The organism is Streptomyces sp. TLI_146 (genome assembly GCF_002846415.1).
Lineage (GTDB): Bacteria > Actinomycetota > Actinomycetes > Streptomycetales > Streptomycetaceae > Streptomyces.
This window is the reverse complement of record NZ_PJMX01000001.1, coordinates 4,758,951-4,777,292: the sequence shown is the minus strand read 5'-3', so window position 1 is coordinate 4,777,292 and position 18,342 is coordinate 4,758,951. Positions and strand designations below refer to the sequence as shown.

The 18,342-nt window shown below is 69.1% G+C and carries 13 protein-coding genes; 9 read left to right on the top strand and 4 right to left on the bottom strand.

What is annotated here, in order from left to right; all coding sequences use genetic code 11:
- Nucleotides 1–50 precede the first annotated feature (50 nt).
- Nucleotides 51–341, bottom strand: a complete 291-nt coding sequence (gene rpsF, locus BX283_RS21435; protein WP_067162183.1) for a 30S ribosomal protein S6 — start codon at nt 339–341, stop codon at nt 51–53.
- A gap of 271 nt (nt 342–612) precedes the next feature.
- Between rpsF and BX283_RS21430 the strand changes: the two genes are divergently transcribed.
- The 3 genes from BX283_RS21430 to BX283_RS21420 all read left to right on the top strand — a co-directional run bounded on the left by BX283_RS21430 (nt 613) and on the right by BX283_RS21420 (nt 3,276).
- Entirely contained in the window at nt 613–933 is a 321-nt protein-coding gene (locus BX283_RS21430) for a hypothetical protein (protein ID WP_101389175.1), read from the top strand.
- Nucleotides 934–1,057: 124 nt separating this feature from the next.
- Complete coding sequence (locus tag BX283_RS21425) at nt 1,058–2,176, top strand: peptidoglycan bridge formation glycyltransferase FemA/FemB family protein (RefSeq protein ID WP_101389174.1); 1,119 nt, start codon at nt 1,058–1,060, stop codon at nt 2,174–2,176.
- Between the two features lie 68 nt (nt 2,177–2,244).
- Nucleotides 2,245–3,276, top strand: coding sequence for an alanine racemase (locus BX283_RS21420; protein ID WP_101389173.1), 1,032 nt, complete (start codon nt 2,245–2,247; stop codon nt 3,274–3,276).
- Nucleotides 3,277–3,356: 80 nt separating this feature from the next.
- Here BX283_RS21420 and BX283_RS21415 read toward each other — a convergent pair whose 3' ends face one another.
- On the bottom strand, nt 3,357–4,865 hold the full coding sequence (locus tag BX283_RS21415) for a glycosyltransferase family 87 protein (RefSeq protein WP_257583431.1): 1,509 nt from the start codon (nt 4,863–4,865) through the stop codon (nt 3,357–3,359).
- Between the two features lie 120 nt (nt 4,866–4,985).
- Nucleotides 4,986–7,673 (bottom strand): transglycosylase domain-containing protein, encoded by a 2,688-nt coding sequence (locus BX283_RS21410; protein WP_101389171.1) that lies wholly within the window; start codon nt 7,671–7,673, stop codon nt 4,986–4,988.
- A gap of 375 nt (nt 7,674–8,048) precedes the next feature.
- Here BX283_RS21410 and BX283_RS21405 point away from each other — a divergent pair, with 375 nt between their 5' ends.
- The 4 genes from BX283_RS21405 (at nt 8,049) to BX283_RS21390 (ending at nt 11,826) form a co-directional block, all read left to right on the top strand.
- Nucleotides 8,049–8,732, top strand: coding sequence for a PadR family transcriptional regulator (locus BX283_RS21405; RefSeq protein ID WP_067162171.1), 684 nt, complete (start codon nt 8,049–8,051; stop codon nt 8,730–8,732).
- A 50-nt stretch (nt 8,733–8,782) separates the two neighbouring features.
- Nucleotides 8,783–9,865 (top strand): inositol-3-phosphate synthase, encoded by a 1,083-nt coding sequence (locus tag BX283_RS21400; protein ID WP_101389170.1) that lies wholly within the window; start codon nt 8,783–8,785, stop codon nt 9,863–9,865.
- Nucleotides 9,866–9,945: 80 nt separating this feature from the next.
- A complete protein-coding gene (locus BX283_RS21395; protein ID WP_101389169.1) occupies nt 9,946–11,199 on the top strand; it encodes an MFS transporter in 1,254 nt (417 codons plus the stop codon).
- A 108-nt stretch (nt 11,200–11,307) separates the two neighbouring features.
- On the top strand, nt 11,308–11,826 hold the full coding sequence (locus BX283_RS21390; protein ID WP_101389168.1) for a hypothetical protein: 519 nt from the start codon (nt 11,308–11,310) through the stop codon (nt 11,824–11,826).
- Nucleotides 11,827–11,985: 159 nt separating this feature from the next.
- Here BX283_RS21390 and BX283_RS21385 read toward each other — a convergent pair whose 3' ends face one another.
- Entirely contained in the window at nt 11,986–13,428 is a 1,443-nt protein-coding gene (locus BX283_RS21385; RefSeq protein ID WP_101389167.1) for a CCA tRNA nucleotidyltransferase, read from the bottom strand.
- Between the two features lie 240 nt (nt 13,429–13,668).
- On the opposite strand from BX283_RS21385, the gene BX283_RS21380 reads away from it, so the two are divergent.
- Both BX283_RS21380 and murJ read left to right on the top strand, forming a co-directional pair.
- Nucleotides 13,669–16,014, top strand: coding sequence for a DUF6049 family protein (locus BX283_RS21380; protein WP_180357216.1), 2,346 nt, complete (start codon nt 13,669–13,671; stop codon nt 16,012–16,014).
- Nucleotides 16,015–16,068: 54 nt separating this feature from the next.
- A complete protein-coding gene (gene murJ / locus BX283_RS21375) occupies nt 16,069–18,240 on the top strand; it encodes a murein biosynthesis integral membrane protein MurJ (RefSeq protein ID WP_101389166.1) in 2,172 nt (723 codons plus the stop codon).
- The last annotated feature ends 102 nt before the right edge of the window (nt 18,241–18,342 follow it).

Below are 18,342 nucleotides of genomic sequence, written 5' to 3'. Positions count from 1 at the left end.
TGCTGGCTGCTGTGTTGCTACTCGGAACCCGTTGACCTCTGAGCGGAAGCTCAGTGGGTCTCGGGGCGGAGGACCTTGGTCCGGAGGACCGACTCGTTCAGGTTCATCTGACGGTCGAGCTCCTTGACGACCGCAGGCTCGGCCTGGAGGTCGATGACCGTGTAGATGCCCTCGGGCTTCTTCTTGATCTCGTAGGAGAGACGACGACGGCCCCAGGTGTCGACCTTCTCGACCTTTCCGTTGCCCTCACGGACGACGGAGAGGAAGTTCTCGATCAGGGGAGAGACAGCGCGCTCCTCCAGATCGGGGTCGAGGATGACCATCACCTCGTAGTGACGCATGTGGAACCCACCTCCTTTGGACTCAGCGGCCACGGTCGTTCCGTGGCAGGAGGGTCGTGATGCGTAAGCAACGGTATCCGCCGCCACTGACAATCCCGCTCCGGAAGAGGGGGACCGCGTCCTGGCCAGGGCAGACATCGGTGCAGACCGTACAGAGTACCTGCACACCCGCGTCCGGTTGAAATCCGGCGGTCAAGGGGCACAATCTGTACACATCGGGTGTGCGCGGCGCTACCCTTCGCCGCGCTCCGCTTCCGCCAGGAGGTGCCCCATGGCACAGGCAATGCGATCGAACTCGTCCGTCGTCTCCCTTCTCGCCACCGATGGCAAGCCCCATCCCCTTCAGGACGCCTTCATGGCGGTGACCGTCGTGCTGGGCGCGCTGGCGTTCACCACCGCGTTCTTCCACAACCTGCACCTGCTGAGCTCCTGGGCGGGCCTCATCGGGATCCTCACCGGTGCGTACGGACAGTTCATCTCGGAGACCACCCGCGAGCGGTTCCTGCTGATCCTCGGGCTCGGCGCCTCCGCGGTGGGCTTCTTCCTGGGCATGGCGCACGGCGGCCTCTTCGGCGGTGTGGTCGGCGGCTGAGAGCACCCCGCACCGACCCAGGGTCCGTACAGCCATCCGGGGCGCTCCCCGGGCGCAGTAGGCTTCGGCGCGAGAGCCGGAGCCCCTGTACCCATGGGGACACACCTGCCGAGGAGCGCCCCGCATGAGCCTGACCCTGAGGACCATCAGCCGAGAGCAGCATCTGGCGTACATCCAGAGCCTGCCCGCGGCTAGCCACTGCCAGGTCCCGGCGTGGGCTGATGTGAAGACCGAATGGCGCTCGGAGAACCTCGGGTGGTTCGACAAGAACGGCCAGATGGTCGGCGCCGGCCTGGTGCTCTACCGCCAGCTGCCGAAGATCAAGCGGTACCTCGCGTATCTCCCCGAGGGCCCGGTCATCAACTGGTACGCCCCGAACCTCGACGAGTGGCTCCAGCCGATGCTGGCGCACCTCAAGCACCAGGGCGCCTTCTCGGTGAAGATGGGCCCGCCGGTCGTCATCCGCCGCTGGGACTCGGCCGCCATCAAGTCCGGCATCCAGGACCCGGACGTCAAGCGTCTGCGGGACGTCGAGGCCACCCATATCGAGCCGCGTGCCTTCGAAGTGGCCGACCGGCTGCGGAAGATGGGCTGGCAGCAGGGCGAGGACGGCGGCGCCGGCTTCGGCGACGTGCAGCCGCGCTACGTCTTCCAGGTGCCGCTCGCCAACCGCTCGCTGGACGACGTCCTCAAGGGCTTCAACCAGCTGTGGCGCCGCAACATCAAGAAGGCCGAGAAGGCCGGTGTCGAGGTCGTCCAGGGCGGCTACGAGGACCTGGCCGAGTGGCAGCGGCTGTACGAGATCACCGCTGTGCGCGACCACTTCCGGCCGCGCCCGCTCTCGTACTTCCAGCGCATGTGGACGGTCCTCAACAACGAGGACCCCAACCGGATGCGGCTCTACTTCGCGCGGCACAACGGCGTGAACCTGTCGGCGGCCACGATGCTCGTCGTCGGCGGGCACGTCTGGTACTCCTACGGCGCCTCCGACAACATCGGCCGTGAGGTCCGGCCCTCGAACGCGATGCAGTGGCGGATGCTGCGCGACGCGTACGCCATGGGCGCGACCGTCTACGACCTGCGCGGCATCTCCGACTCGCTCGACGAGACCGACCACCTCTTCGGTCTCATCCAGTTCAAGGTGGGCACCGGCGGCGAGGCCGTCGAGTACGTCGGCGAGTGGGACTTCCCGCTGAACAAGCTGCTGCACAAGGCCCTCGACATCTACATGTCGCGGCGCTGATGGTTGCGTAATCTCGTCTCTCATACCTCTGATACACCGCAGCCACCAGAAAGGTTCCGGATCCGGCCATGGCGCTCTCCCTCTACGTCGACACCGCGCGCTGGCGGGCGCACCAGAAGTCCGTGGTCGACCAGTTCCCGGGCATCGTCCCGGTCTGCAAGGGCAACGGCTACGGCTTCGGCCACGAGCGGCTGGCCGAGGAGGTGAACCGCTTCGGCTCGGACATCCTGGCGGTCGGCACCACCTACGAGGCGGCCCGCATCAAGGACTGGTTCGGCGGCGACCTGCTGGTGCTCACGCCGTTCCGCCGGAGCGAGGAGCCGGTGCCGCTGCCGGACCGCGTCATCCGCTCCGTGTCGTCGGTGGACGGGGTGCACGCCCTGGTGGGCGCGCGCGTGGTCATCGAGTGCATGAGCTCGATGAAGCGCCACGGCATCAAGGAGGAGGAGCTCGGCATGCTCCACTCCGCCATCGAGGACGTGCGCCTGGAGGGCTTCGCCCTGCACCTCCCGCTCGACCGCACCGACGGCTCGGACGCGGTCGAGGAGGTCATCGGCTGGATGGACCGGCTGCGCGCGGCCCGGCTGCCGCTGCACACCATGTTCGTCAGCCACCTGCGGGCCGAGGAGCAGGCGCGGCTGCAGCAGCAGTTCCCGCAGACCCGCTTCCGCGCCCGCATCGGTACGCGGCTGTGGCTCGGCGACCACGAGGCGACCGAGTACCGGGGCGCCGTCCTGGACGTCACCCGGGTAGCGAAGGGGGATCGTTTCGGCTACCGCCAGCAGAAGGCCGCCTCCGACGGCTGGCTGGTCGTGGTCGCGGGCGGCACCTCGCACGGCGTCGGCCTTGAGGCGCCCAAGGCGCTGCACGGTGTGATGCCGCGCGCCAAGGGCGTCGCCCGGGCCGGTCTCGCGACCGTCAACCGCAACCTGTCGCCGTTCGTCTGGGACGGCAAGCAGCGCTGGTTCGCGGAGCCGCCGCACATGCAGGTGTCGATCCTCTTCGTCCCCTCGGACTCCCAGGAGCCGCGCGTGGGCGATGAGCTGGTGGCCCATCTGCGGCACACCACGACGCAGTTCGACCGCCTGGTCGACCGCTAGGCACCAGCCGGACACCCGGACACGACGGAGGGCCCCCGCCACCGGCGGGGGCCCTCCGCATTGCCTGCCGGCCGCCGGGGCTAGGCGCCCGGCCGCCGTGTGCCCCATTCCACCAGGGGCCCCTCCACGAAGGGAGCCGCGTGCCGGGGCGGATGCGCCGCCTGCCCCAGGACGAAGACGTCCTTGGCCCCGTCGAGAACGCCGCCGGACGGGTCGTCCGAGCCGTCGCGCCGTACGACGTCCCGCTCGGGCATCATGATGTCCCGCACGATCACCGCGCACAGGTAGAGCGTCGCCAGCAGATGGGCGGCGATGGCCAGTTGGTAGCCCTCCGGCGGCAGTCCCTGGTGCTTCTCGCCGCTCATCGTGTACGCGAGGTACATCCAGATCCCGAGGAAGTAGACGACCTCACCTGCCTGCCAGATCAGGAAGTCCCGCCAGCGCGGCCGGGCCAGCGCGGCCAGCGGGATCAGCCACAGCACGTACTGCGGCGAGTAGACCTTGTTGGTCAGGATGAACGCGGCGACGACCAGGAAGGCGAGTTGCGCGAAGCGCGGCCGGCGCGGCGCGGTGAGCGTCAGGGCCGCGATGCCCGCGCACAGCAGCACCATCAGCAGCGTCGCCAGGTTGTTCACCATGTCGACGTCCAGGGACTTGCCGGTGCGCTGCGAGATGATCAGCCAGAACGAGCCGAAGTCGACCGACCGCTCCTGGCTGAAGGTGTAGAACTTCTTCCAGCCCTCGGGCGCGAGCAGCATCACCGGCACGTTCACCGCCAGCCAGGCGCCCGCCGCGCCGAACACGGCAAGCCCGTACTCCCGCCACTTCCCGGCCCGCCAGCACAGGAACAGCAGCGGTCCGAGGAGGAGCGCGGGATAGAGCTTGGCGGCCGTCGCCAGCCCGATGAGGATGCCGAAGGCGAGCGGGCGGCTGCGGGACCACATCAGCATCGCGGCGGCCGTCAGGGCGATGGCGAAGAGGTCCCAGTTGATCGTGGCGGTGAGCGCGAAGGCAGGCGCCAGGGCGACCAGCAGGGCGTCCCAGGGGCGGCGGCGGTGCGTGCGCGCGACACAGACGGCGATGACGGCCGTGCAGGCCATCAGCATCCCCGCGTTGACCATCCAGTACATCTGCTCGCGGTGCTGCATGCTGCCGCCGCTGGGCGTCAACCAGGAGGCCACCTCCATGAACAGTCCCGTCAGGACGGGATACTCGAGGTAGTCCATGTCGCCGCTCAGCCGATCGAAGTACGGCACGAGATCGTCGGCGAAGCCCCGCCCCACGTACAGGTGCGGGATGTCGGAGTAGCAGGCGTGGGTGTACTGGGAGTTCACCCCCCGGAACCAGGCCCAGTCGTAGCAGGGGGCCTTCTGCGCCATCCCCAGGGCGAACATACCGATCGCGACGAGGGCGATCACCCGGACCGGGGTGAGCCAGTGGCCCGCCCCCCAGGCCCAGCGGCCCATGGGGCCGCCCAGCAGCTCGCTGCCGGCCGCGGCGACCTCGTCCTGCTCCGTGGGCCGTACGACGGGTTCGGCGGGCTCCCCGCGCCTGTCCTCGTACGCGCGGGCACTGGTCTCGCTCGTCATGCCGCACATCCTGCCGTACACCTCTGTGGAAATGCCGAGGGGCGATGTTTCACGTGAAACACCATCGCTGGTTTCACGTGAAACACCGCCCCTGACATTCAGCCGCGGGCGCCGGGCTGGCTAGCCGGTCGGGCCTCCGAAGATATTTCCTTGGGTGCCGCTGCCCGGCTTGGACTTAGTGGGTGACGGGCTACCGGTGGGGCCGCTGGTGTCCCCGACGGTGGTGCCCTGGTCGGTGCCCGCGTCCGTGCCCGCGTCGGAGCCGCCGGGGCCTCCGGGGCCGCCGCAGTTCCAGTCCCACTTGCCACAGGACTTGGTGGGCTTCGGGGTGGGCGACGGCGTCAGCGACGGGGTGGGCGAGGGGGTCCCGGAGGGCGACGGGGAGTCGGAGGGCGACGGAGAGGGGGTCGGGCTGGGCGACATGCCGCCGCCGTACACCTTCTCGCCGATCGCCTCGGGCGTCGGGAAGTCGACGGCCGGGACGCCGGTCAGCGCCTGCTCCATGTAGTCGTGCCAGATGGTCGACGGGAACGACGCACCGTGGATCTTCTTCTGGCCGCCGGTCCCGAACATCTTCAGGAACTCGCGCTTCTTGTTCGTCTCGTTGTCGTCGAGGCGGTACATGCTCACCGCGGTCGACAGCTGCGGCGTGTACCCCACGAACCACGCGGAGCGGTTGCCGTCGGTGGTACCGGTCTTGCCCGCCACGTCACGGCCGCTGAGCTGGGCGTTGGTACCGGTGCCCTTCTCGACGACGTTCTTCAGGACGTCCGTGACGTTGTCCGCGACGGCCGCCGAGAAGGCCCGGGTCGCCTTGTCCTCGTGCTTGTAGATGACGCTGCCGCGGCGCATCACCTTCTCGACCGAGTAGGCGTCGTGGTGCATCCCGCTGGTGGCGAAGGTGGCGTAGGCACCGGCCATCCGGATCGCGCTGGGGGAGGAGGTGCCGATGGAGAACGACGGCACGCTCGACGAGGCCAGGCTGTCCTTGCGCAGGCCCGTGGCGAGGGCGACGTCCCTCACCTTGTCCGTGCCGACGTCCATGCCGAGCTGCACGTAGGGCGTGTTCGCCGACTCCTGCATCGCGTACCGCAGGTCGATGGCGTAGGTGGGCTTGTTGTACGACTCATTGCCGTCGTTGGTCTGCAGCCACTGCTCGCCGTTCTCGTTGGTCCACACGCTCCCGTCGTAGTTCTTGATCTTCAGCTTGTTCATACCGCTGTAGATGCTCTTCGGGGAGACCGGCGTCCGCTCCGACTCGCCCTGCTCCTTGGGGCCCTTCGGATCGCGCTTGCCGTACTCCATGGCGGCGGCCAGCACGAACGGCTTGAAGGTCGAGCCGACCTGCGCACCGGTCTGGTCGGCGTTGTTGGTGAAGTGCTTGGTGGCGTCCTCACCACCGTAGATCGCCTTGATCGCGCCGCTCTTGGTGTCCACCGACGCGGCGCCGAACTGGACGAATGTGTCCTTCTCCGGCCGCTTCTTGGGGTCGATGTTCTCCTTGCGGACCTTCTTCACGACCCCTTCGAGCGCCTGGACCTTCTTCTTGTCGAAGGTCGTGTGGATCTCGAAGCCGCCCTGGTCCAGGTCACTGGCGCTGATGCCCTGGGTGTTGTTGTTCACGAAGTACGCCTTGGAGAGGCTGACCAGATAGCCGATCTGCCCGCTGAGCTGCGCGTTCTTCTTGGGCTTGTCCGGCATCGGAAAGCTCTTGTACTTGGCCCGGTCGGCCGCGGTGAGGTGCCCGTCCTTCACTTCCTCGTCGAGGATCCAGGCCCACCGGTTCATGGCGTTCTTGGTGTTCTGCTCCGGCGTGGCCGCCGGATCGATCTCGGTGGCACCGGCCGGGTCGAAATAGGTGGCGCCCTTGAGCAGCGAGGCGAGGAAGGCGCACTGGCTGGGGTCGAGGTCCTTGGCGTCCTTGCTGTAGTACGTACGGGCCGCGGCCTGCAGACCGTAGGCACCGCGCCCGTAGTAGGCGGTGTTCAGATAGCCCGCCATGATCTCGCTCTTCTTCTTGGTCGCGCCGACCTTGATGGAGATGAAGAGCTCTTTGAACTTACGGGTCAGTGTCTGCGACTGGTCGTCGAGCCGGGCGTTCTTCACGTACTGCTGGGTGATCGTGGAGCCACCCTGCGTGTGGCCGCCCTTGGCCATGTTCACCAGGGCGCGTGCGATGCCCTGGGGGTCGACGCCGGAGTCCGTCTCGAAGGTCTTGTTCTCGGCCGAGATCACCGCGTACCGCATGGCCGCGGGGATCTTCTCGTACGCGATGATCTGGCGGTTGACCTCGCCGCCGGTCGCGACCATCTGGGAGCCGTCGGCCCAGTAGTAGACGTTGTTCTCGGCCTGGGCCGCCTGGGCCACGTTCGGGACGCTCACCATCCAGTAGGCGATGCCGATCGCGATCACCAGGGTGCCGAGGAAGCCCAGACACAGCCCGCTGACGAGCTTCCAGGAGGGCATCCAGCGCCGCCACCCGCTCTTGTTGAAGCGCGGGTAGTCGATGAACCGCTTCTTGCCGGGCCGCCGGTTGCCGGGGCCCGTACCGCCGCGGCGCCCGCCCGGCCCCGCCGGGCCGCCACCGCCGGGCTCGGCCGCTCGTCTGCGTCCGCCCCGCTGGGCGGCCCGTCGCGCCTCGGCGCGCCCACCGGCCGGCCGCTGCTCTCCGTACGAGTCGGAGGGGGAACTCGTCACCGAGTCCCGGGCGGGGGCCGCGCGGCGACCGGACGGCTGCTGGGCAGCCCGTCGGGCGGCGGCCCGGCCGCCGCCCTGCGACTCCGGCGGTTTGCGACGGTGCTCGCTCATCGAACGACTACTCCTCGGGCAGGCGAGAGCGCCTGAAAGCGACTGGTGAGTTCCGGTCCCCCCGACAGACGGACCGGCCCTGCGACGAGCTCGTCCGCCGTGCACCCGGTATGCCGATGGCGCGGTACGCGCCGACGCCCCCTGACGTCACTCGGCTCCCGGTGGTCTGCATGCCGCACAGACTACGCACGGTCAAAACCAGCCAGGGGCCGAAGTTCACCCCAAATCAGGCAACTTGCTTCCCACGAATTGACGATGTGACGCCGTTCACGATGGCCCCCCTTGTCGCAGGGGCTCCACCGTTCTATCGTCAGGATGTATCGAGTCGATACATCAGCACGGCATAAAGGTCCGCGGCGGCAGAGGAGGCGAAGGTTGAGCAGGCGCTCCGGCATCCTCGAATTCGCCGTACTCGGCCTGCTTCGCGAGGCCCCGATGCACGGGTACGAGCTGCGCAAGCGGCTCAACACCTCACTGGGGATCTTCCGGGCCTTCAGTTACGGGACCCTCTACCCCTGCCTCAAGACGCTGGTCGCGAGCGGCTGGTTGATCGAGGAACCGGGCAGCGCTCCCGAGGACGCTCTCGCTGCTTCACTCGCAGGGCGCCGGGCCAAGATCGTCTACCGGTTGACGGCCGAAGGGAAGGAGCATTTCGAAGAACTGCTCTCCCACACCGGTCCCGATACTTGGGAGGACGAGCACTTCGCGGCACGATTCGCCTTTTTCGGGCAGACGGAGCGCGAGGTGCGGATGCGCGTGCTGGAAGGTCGTCGCAGCCGGCTGGAGGAGCGCCTCGAAAAGATGCGCGCCTCCCTGGCCCGTACGCGCGAGCGCCTGGACGACTACACGCTTGAGCTGCAGCGTCACGGCATGGAGTCCGTGGAGCGCGAAGTGCGCTGGCTGAACGAGCTCATCGAGAGCGAGCGGGCGGGGCGGGATCAGCGATCCGGCCCGGCCACCGGCTCCGCTCAGCAGGACCACACAACAGGAGAGACGGGCGGCCTGCCCCGGCATCGGGACAGCACCCGGCCGGATCCGTCCGAGGACACCGCCAACTGAAGGCCCTGCGTCCGCAGGACTTCGTCGAGAACACACAGGGAGCAACCGGAATGGGTTCGGTTCGCGTAGCCATCGTCGGCGTAGGAAACTGCGCCGCCTCGCTGGTGCAGGGCGTCGAGTACTACAAGGACGCCGACCCGGCCGGCAAGGTGCCGGGTCTGATGCACGTCCAGTTCGGCGACTACCACGTCAAGGACGTGGAGTTCGTGGCCGCGTTCGACGTGGACGCCAAGAAGGTCGGCCTCGACCTCGCGGACGCCATCGGTGCGAGCGAGAACAACACCATCAAGATCTGCGACGTCCCCAACAAGGGCGTCACGGTCCAGCGTGGCCACACCCACGACGGCCTGGGCAAGTACTACCGCCAGACCATCGAGGAGTCCTCCGAGGCCCCGGTCGACGTCGTCCAGGTCCTCAAGGACAAGCAGGTCGACGTTCTGGTCTGCTACCTCCCCGTCGGTTCCGAGGTCGCCGCGAAGTTCTACGCGCAGTGCGCCATCGACGCCAAGGTCGCGTTCGTCAACGCCCTTCCGGTCTTCATCGCCGGCACCAAGGAGTGGGCGGACAAGTTCACCGAGGCGGGCGTCCCGATCGTCGGCGACGACATCAAGTCCCAGGTCGGCGCCACCATCACGCACCGCGTCATGGCGAAGCTCTTCGAGGACCGCGGTGTCCGCCTGGAGCGCACCATGCAGCTGAACGTCGGCGGCAACATGGACTTCAAGAACATGCTCGAGCGTGAGCGCCTGGAGTCCAAGAAGATCTCGAAGACGCAGGCCGTCACCTCGCAGATCCGCGACCGCGAGCTGGGCGACAACAACGTCCACATCGGCCCCTCGGACTACGTGGCCTGGCTGGACGACCGCAAGTGGGCGTACGTGCGCCTCGAGGGCCGCGCCTTCGGTGACGTCCCGCTGAACCTCGAGTACAAGCTCGAGGTGTGGGACTCCCCGAACTCCGCGGGTGTCATCATCGACGCCGTGCGCGCCGCGAAGATCGCCAAGGACCGCGGCATCGGCGGCCCGATCCTCTCCGCGTCCTCGTACTTCATGAAGTCCCCGCCGGTCCAGTACTTCGACGACGAGGCCTACGAGAACGTCGAGAAGTTCATCAAGGGCGAGGTCGAGCGCTAAGACCCGGCTTCCGTCCGACTGTTGAGGGTCCCCGTGCCGTGCCGGCGCGGGGGCCCTCTTCATATGTGACGCTTGCACACATGCCTGTCGTGCGTGATCTGCGCGTACTCCTGCGCCTGAGGAATTTCCGGCATCTGCTGGCCGTACGACTACTCTCCCAGGCGTCGGACGGCGTCTACCAGGTCGCGCTCGCCACCCACGTCGTCTTCTCCCCCGAGAAACAGACCTCGGCCACCGCGATCGCCTCGGCCATGGCCGTGCTGCTGCTGCCCTACTCGGTCGTCGGACCCTTCGCGGGTGTCTTCCTGGACCGCTGGCAGCGGCGCCAGGTCTTTCTGTACGGCAATCTGCTGCGGGCCCTGCTGGCCGGATGCACCGCGCTGCTCCTGCTGACCTCGGCGCCCGACGCGCTCTTCTACACCTCCGCGCTCTGCGTCACGGCCGTCAACCGCTTCGTCCTCGCGGGCCTCTCGGCGGCGCTGCCCCGTGTGGTGGACGAGGAGCGGCTCGTCATGGCCAACTCCCTCTCGCCAACCGCCGGAACGCTCGCCGCGACCGCGGGCGGCGGACTGGCCTTCGGGCTGCGGCTGGTGCTCCCGGCGGACGCCGCCACCGTGCTGCTCGGCTCGCTCCTCTATCTGTGCGCGGCCCTGTGGTCGCTGCGCCTGCCGCCCGGTCTGCTGGGGCCCGACCCCGACGCGGCCCGGCCCGGGATCGGCGCCGCGATCGGGACGACGGCACGCGGACTCGCCGACGGGCTGCGCCACTTGCGCGAGCGCCGGACGGCCGCGCGCGTGCTCATCGCGATGACACTCCTGCGCTTCTGTTACGGGGCGCTGACCGTGCTGGTGCTGATGCTCTGCCGGTACGCCTGGTCCGACGGCACCTCGGACGGGCTGGCGCTGCTGGGGCTGGCGGTGGGCATCTCGGGGGCCGGGTTCTTCGCGGCGGCGGTGGTGACTCCGGGGGCGGTGGCGCGGCTGGGGCCCTACAGATGGATGGCGGTGTGCGCGGGGACGGCGGCAGTCCTGGAGCCCGCCCTGGGGCTGCCGTTCGCCCCCGTGCCCGTGCTCGTCGCCGCCTTCGTCCTGGGGCTGGTCACCCAGGGCGCGAAGATCTCCACGGACACCGTGGTGCAGTCCTCGGTGGACGACGCCTACCGAGGCCGGATCTTCTCGCTGTACGACGTGCTCTTCAACGTCGCCTTCGTCGGCGCCGCCGCGGTTGCCGCGCTGATGCTGCCCCCTGACGGGAAGTCGGCCCTTCTGGTTGTCACGGTCTCTGTGATCTACGCAGCAGTAGCGGTGTTTATGACCCGGTTTCAGAAGGGCTGAGTGTCACATCAGGGCCACAGAGTCCCCTCCGATAGCAGGGATGTCAGCCGGGCCCGCTACCTTACGGGCGTCATACATCACCTGTTTTCACCAAGGGGGAACCCCCACGTGTCCACTCCGCCGCCCCAGGGCCAGAACCCGTACGCGCCGCAGCCCAACGCTCCCCACGGACAGCCGCAGGGCGCAGCCCCGTACGGGCAGCCGCAGGGCGGTGCGCCGTACGGCCAGCCGGGTCAGCCGGGAGTCCCGCCGCAGCAGTCGCCCTACTTCAACCAGGGCGGTCCGATACCCCACGCGCCGGCGCCCGCCCCGCCGCGCCGCAACATCAAGAAGATCGTCCGGATCGTCGTCGTGGTGAGCGTCGTCATCGCCGCGGCCGTGGGCTGGTGGTCCAGCCGTCATGACGCCGACACCGCCAAGGTCGGCGACTGCATGAGCATCGGCAACCCCGACTCCACGACCAACCCGGACCTGAAGGTCGTGGACTGCGGCGACTCGAAGGCCAAGTACAAGGTCGTCGAGAAGAAGGACGACATCACCGGCTGCGACCGCACCAAGTACTCGGAGTACACCGAGACGCGCGGCAAGAAGCACTTCACCCTCTGCCTGGAGAACTACAAGAAGTAGTTCGCGGCAGAGACCGAGGGGCGGTGTTTCACGTGAAACACCGCCCCTCGGCATCTCTACGGCCGCCGGGTTCGCCGCCATGTTTCACGTGAAACAACGGCCCACGTTTCACGTGAAACGACGAGGCCTGTTTCACGTGAAACGTCGTCCCGGGCGACCTCAGCCCTGCTCGGCCCACCACTCCTTGAGCGCCGCGACGGCGGCGTCGTGCTCCATCGGCCCGTTCTCCAGGCGCAGCTCCAGCAGGTGCTTGTACGCCTGACCGATCGCCGGGCCGGGCCCGATCCCCAGGATCTCCTGGATCTCGTTGCCGTTCAGGTCCGGGCGGATCGAGTCGAGCTCCTCCTGCTCCTGGAGCTGCGCGATCCGCTCCTCCAGCCCGTCGTAGGCCCGTGACAGCGCGGTCGCCTTGCGCTTGTTGCGCGTGGTGCAGTCCGAGCGGGTCAGCTTGTGCAGCCGCTCCAGGAGCGGACCGCCGTCGCGTACGTACCGGCGCACCGCCGAGTCGGTCCACTCGCCGGTTCCGTAGCCGTGGAAGCGCAGATGCAGCTCCACCAGGCGCGAGACGTCCTTGACCATGTCGTTGGAGTACTTCAGCGCGGTCATGCGCTTCTTGGTCATCTTCGCGCCGACCACCTCGTGGTGGTGGAAGGAGACCCGGCCGTCCTGCTCGAACCGGCGCGTCCTCGGCTTGCCGATGTCGTGCAGCAGCGCGGCGAGGCGCAGCACCAGGTCGGGCCCGTCCTTCTCCAGGGCGATGGCCTGGTCGAGCACGGTGAGCGAGTGCTCGTAGACGTCCTTGTGCCGGTGGTGCTCGTCGCTCTCCAGCCGCAGCGCCGGAAGCTCGGGCAGTACGTGGTCGGCGAGCCCGGTCTCCACGAGCAGCCGCAGACCCTTGCGCGGGTGTGCGGAGACCAGCAGCTTGTTCAGCTCGTCCCGTACCCGCTCGGCGGAGACGATCTCGATCCGCTCGGCCATCGCCGTCATCGCGGCGACGACCTCGGGAGCCACTTCGAAGTCGAGCTGCGCCGCGAAGCGCGCGGCCCTCATCATGCGCAGCGGGTCGTCGGAGAAGGACTCCTCCGGAGTGCCGGGGGTGCGCAGGACGCGCTCCGCCAGGTCCTCCAGGCCGCCGTGCGGGTCCACGAACTCCTTCTCGGGGAGCGCCACGGCCATCGCGTTGACCGTGAAGTCACGGCGGACCAGGTCCTGCTCGATGGAGTCGCCGTAGGACACCTCGGGCTTGCGCGAGGTCCGGTCGTACGCCTCGGAGCGGTACGTCGTCACCTCGATCTGATAGCCGTCCTTCTGGCAGCCGACGGTGCCGAACGCGATCCCGACCTCCCAGACCGCGTCCGCCCACGGGCGCACGATCTTCAGCACGGCCTCGGGGCGGGCGTCGGTCGTGAAGTCCAGGTCGTTCCCGAGCCGGCCGAGGAGCGCGTCCCGTACCGAGCCGCCGACCAGGGCAAGCGAGAACCCGGCCTCCTGGAAGCGGCGGGCGAGGTCGTCGGCGACCGGGGACACCCGCAGCAGTTCGCTGACCGCGCGGCGCTGCACCTGGCTCAGGGCGCTGGGATTGTCTTCGTTGGCGTTCGGCACAACAGAAAAGGGTACGTGCCCCGGCCGACCGGGGCGTCACCGTTTCCGCCCGCTCCGGCTCACCCGTCCTCGCGGGCTCTCCACGGCCCCGGGAAGCCGCCCCACCTGGCTCCCTGGCACACTCTTCCGATCATGTGGAGCAGTCCACGGCACTTCGCCACAGTCCACCTCGTTACCATGCGTGGACGCAGGAATCGACAACCACCGACACAGCTGACGACGACGAGGGACGGGCGACGCGTGGCCGAGGCGGCAGCTTCTCAGGGGATGGGCCCCTCTCCTGCCCGCCGGTGGAGGCGCCGCACAGCGGCGCTGATCCTCGGCGCCCCTCTGATCGCCGGTCTGCTCTCCGGCACGGCCGCCACGACGGCGGCCCACGCCACCACCGCGGCCACGCCGGCCAAGGCGCAGCCGGTCTCGCGCACGGTCCAGGTCACCCTCGACTCGATGACCCCCAGCGCTCCCGTCAAGAGCGACACGCTGACGATCTCCGGCACGGTCACCAACACGGGCAGGCAGGCCGTCACCAGCGCCCATGTGGGTCTGCGGGTGGGTCAGCGGCTCAACGGCCGGACCGGCATCGACGAGGCCTCCCAGCGCAGCGGCTACTCGGCGACCCTGGACGCCGCCGAGGTCGGAGACAAGTACACGGTCAAGTTCCCGAAGCTGGCCTCCGGGATCAGCAGGGACTTCACCCTCTCGGTGCCGGTGAGCAAGCTGGGGCTGGACGGCGACGGCGTCTACCAGCTGGGCGTCTCCCTGTCCGGGCAGACGGCGAACCAGCCGTACGAGCAGGTCCTGGGCATCCAGCGGACCTTCCTGCCGTGGCAGCCCGAGGCCGTCGACGGCAAGAAGTCGCAGCTCACGTACATGTGGCCGCTGATGACGTCGACCCACCTCACCGCGCAAACGGGCTCGGACGAGCAGCAGACACCGGTCTTCGCCGACGACGCGCTGGCCGCGGAGCTCGCGCCCGGCGGCCGCCTGGAGCGGATGGTCTCGCTGGGCAGCCAGCTGCCGGTGACCTGGGTGATCGACCCCGATCTGCTCGCCACCGTCGATGCGATGACCCGCAACTACCGGGTCAAGTCCGGCGACAGCGATGTGCCGGGCACCAACCAGGACGTGGCCAAGCAGTGGCTGGGCGAGCTCGAGGACGCGGTGCAGGGCAAGAAGGTCGTCGCGGTGCCCTTCGCCGACCCGGACCTGGCCTCGCTCGCCCATCGGGGCAAGGAGGTCTCCGGGTCGCTGAGCCACCTCCAGGGAGCCACGGAGGTGGCCGAGAAGACCGTGGAGACCATCCTCCACGTGACGCCCTCGGTCGACTTCGCCTGGCCGGTGCAGGGCGCGGTGGACCCCTCGATCGTCGACGTGGCCACCTCGGCGGGCGCCCACAACGTGATCGCCCGCAGCGACAGCCTCCGCGAGACCAACAACCTCTCCTACTCGCCGTCGGCCGCGCGGCCGATCGGCGGCGGCACCACCGCCGTGGTCTCCGACGCCCGGCTCTCGACGGCGTTCGAGGGCGACATGTCCAGGGCCGGGAACTCCACACCGGCCATCCAGCAGTTCCTCGCCCAGACGCTGGCGATCACGCTCCAGGACACCGAGAAGCAGCGCAGCGTCGTCGTGGCCCCACAGCGGATGCCGTCCGCCAGCCAGGCCCAGACGATGGCGAGCGCCATCCGCGCCCTGAGCGCACAGCGCTGGACCGAGCCGCTCGACCTCACCGCTGCCGCCGCGGCCAAGCCGGACGCGCGCGCCACCGCCCGGGTGCCCAGCTCCTCCTCGTACCCCGGATCGCTGCGCAAGCAGGAACTGCCGGTGCAGGCGTTCCAGGACATGAAGAGCACCCAGGGCACCCTGGACAAGTTCAAGGTCATCCTCACCGCGCCCGACCGCGTCGTCACCCCCTTCGGCAACGCGATCAACCGCGAGATGTCGACCTCCTGGCGCGACGACCGCGAAGGCGCCGTGATCTACCGGGCCGGGGTGCAGAGCTACCTGGACGGCCTCACCGGCGAGGTGCGGCTCATCCAGAAGTCCACGGCCACCATGTCGGGGCGCAGCGCCACCCTGGCCGTCACCGTGCAGAACCAGCTGGTCCAGCCCGTGGGCAACCTGGTGCTGCGGCTGGAGCCGAGCAACCCCTCCCGCCTCAAGGTCACCACCAACGAGGACGCGAACGGCGGACAGCCGGTCAAGATCGACGGCGGTCACAGCCAGTCGGTGAAGTTCACGGCCACCGCCAACGCCAACGGCCCCGTCCAGGTGACCGCCCGGCTGTACACGCAGGACGGCACGCCCTACGGCGATCCGATGGAGTTCACGGTCAAGGTCTCCGAGATCACCCCGACCGTGATGCTGGTGATCGCCGGCGGTGTCCTGCTGCTCGTCCTCGCGGGCATCAGGATGTACACCCAGCGCAAGCGGTCCACGGCCCGGAAGGCGGCCGGGGAGGCCGGGGAGGGCGACGGCGCGGAGGCGGCCGGCGGCGACGATCCCGAGCAGCCGAGTGACCCGACACCGGACACCGGTCCGGAAAGCGGGGCCTCGCCCGGCACGGGTGAGAAAGTGGAGCATTGAGCTATCGCTATGCACCGTGGCCGGCCAGGCCGGGGACGATGAGGTGGGGTATCCATGAACGCGCCGTACGACGGTGACCGCGGGCAGGGCGCGGGCGGCGGCTCCGCGTCGTCCGGCAACACGCCCCCGGTGCCTCCCTACGCCGAGCAGGTGCCGCCGCAGCAGCCCGTGCCGGACCCGTACTTCCAGGACGCCTACGGCAACGATCCGTACCGGGCGCAGGACCTGTACGCCCAGGACCCGGTGACCGAGGCGCTGTACGACCGCGCCGCGCACCCGCCGCCGCCCCCGGGCACCTACGCCGAGCCGCAGCCGCTCTACCAGCAGCCGCCGGCGCAGCAGTACGCGCCGGACCCCCGGATCTGGGCGCAGACCCCGCCGCCGGAGCCGGACGGCCCCTCGCGTCATCTGCCGTACGGCGACACCCCGGGCACCACGCAGTTCGTGGGCGTCGACGACCTGGTCACGCAGGCGGGCGAGGAGCCGCCCGAGCAGGACGCCTTCGCTTACCTCTACCGCGACCAGCAGGGGTCCGGCCCGGCCCCGGCCTCCCCGGAGCCCGAGCCGCTGCCCGCCGCGCCGCAGCAGAAGTCCGGCGGCCGCGCCTCGGGGCTGCTCAAGTCGAGCGCCGTGATGGCCGCGGGCACGCTCGTGTCGCGTCTGACCGGCTTCGTCCGCAGCCTGGTGATCACCGCCGCGCTCGGCACCTCGCTGCTGGGCGACACGTACACCGTCGCGTACACGCTGCCGACGATGATCTACATCCTCACCGTCGGCGGCGGCCTGAACTCGGTCTTCGTGCCGCAGCTGGTGCGGTCGATGAAGGACGACGAGGACGGCGGCGAGGCGTACGCCAACCGGCTGCTGACCCTCGTCATGGTGGCGCTCGGCGCCATCGTCGCCATCGTCGTCTTCGCCGCGCCACTGTTGATCAAGCTGATGTCGGGCACCATCTCCGACGACACGGCCGCCAACAGCGTCGCCGTCACCTTCGCCCGCTACTGCCTGCCCACGATCTTCTTCATGGGTGTGCACGTGGTGATGGGCCAGATCCTCAACGCCCGCGGCAAGTTCGGCGCGATGATGTGGACCCCGGTCCTCAACAACATCGTCATGATCGGCACGTTCGGCCTGTTCATCTGGGTGTACGGCACCTCGGCCGACTCCCACATGGGTGTGCAGACGATCCCGCCGGAGGGCATCCGCCTCCTGGGCATCGGCACCCTGCTCGGCCTGGTCGTCCAGGCCCTGGCGATGATCCCGTACCTGCGGGAGACCGGCTTCCGCTTCCGGCCGCGCTTCGACTGGCGGGGCCACGGCCTCGGCAAGACGATCCAGCTCGCCAAGTGGACCGTGCTGTTCGTGCTCGCCAACCAGGCCGGCGTGCTCGTCGTCACCCAGCTCGCCACGGCGGCCGGAAAGGCCTCCGGCGAGCATGGCGCCGGCTTCCTCGCCTACTCCAACGCCCAGCTGATCTGGGGCATGCCGCAGGCCATCATCACGGTCTCGGTGATGGCGGCCCTGCTGCCGCGCATCTCCCGGGCCGCGCACGACAACGACCCGGGCGCGGTCCGCGACGACATCTCGCAGGGCCTGCGCAACTCGGCGGTCGCGATCGTCCCGGTCTCCTTCATGTTCCTCGCGCTCGGCGTCCCGATGTGCACCTTGCTGTACTCCAGCAGCGGCGTCGAGGCGGGCCGGTCCATGGGCTTCATCCTGATGGCGTTCGCGCTGGGGCTGATCCCGTACTCGGTCCAGTACGTCGTCCTGCGCGGCTTCTACGCCTACGAGGACACGCGGACGCCGTTCTACAACACGGTCATCGTCGCCGCGGTCAACGCCGCCGTCTCGGCCGCCTGCTATGTGATGCTGCCCGCCCAGTGGGCAGTCGTGGGGATGGCGGGCGCCTACGGTCTCGCCTACGCCGTGGGCGTGGGAGTGGCCTGGCGCCGGCTGCGCAACCGCCTGGGCGGCGACCTGGACGGCGCGCGTGTCCTGCGTACGTACGCGAGGCTGTCCCTGGCGGCCGTGCCGGCGGCGGGGATCGGCGGCGCGCTGGGCTACGTCGTCCTGAAGGGGCTCGGCCAGGGGGCGCTCGGCTCGCTGGTGGCACTCGTGGCGGGCGGGACCGTGCTGCTCGGTGTCTTCTTCGTCGCGGCGAAGAAGATGCGGATCGAGGAGCTCAACTCCATGGTCGGAATGGTGCGGGGACGGCTCGGACGCTGAGTCCGTTCTTCCGCGCACAACCATCGTCCGCCGCCGTGTGTCGTGCATAGCGCCGGACTGTGGGCACAATTGGCAGGACTTTGCATGGCTGGCCGACAGCAC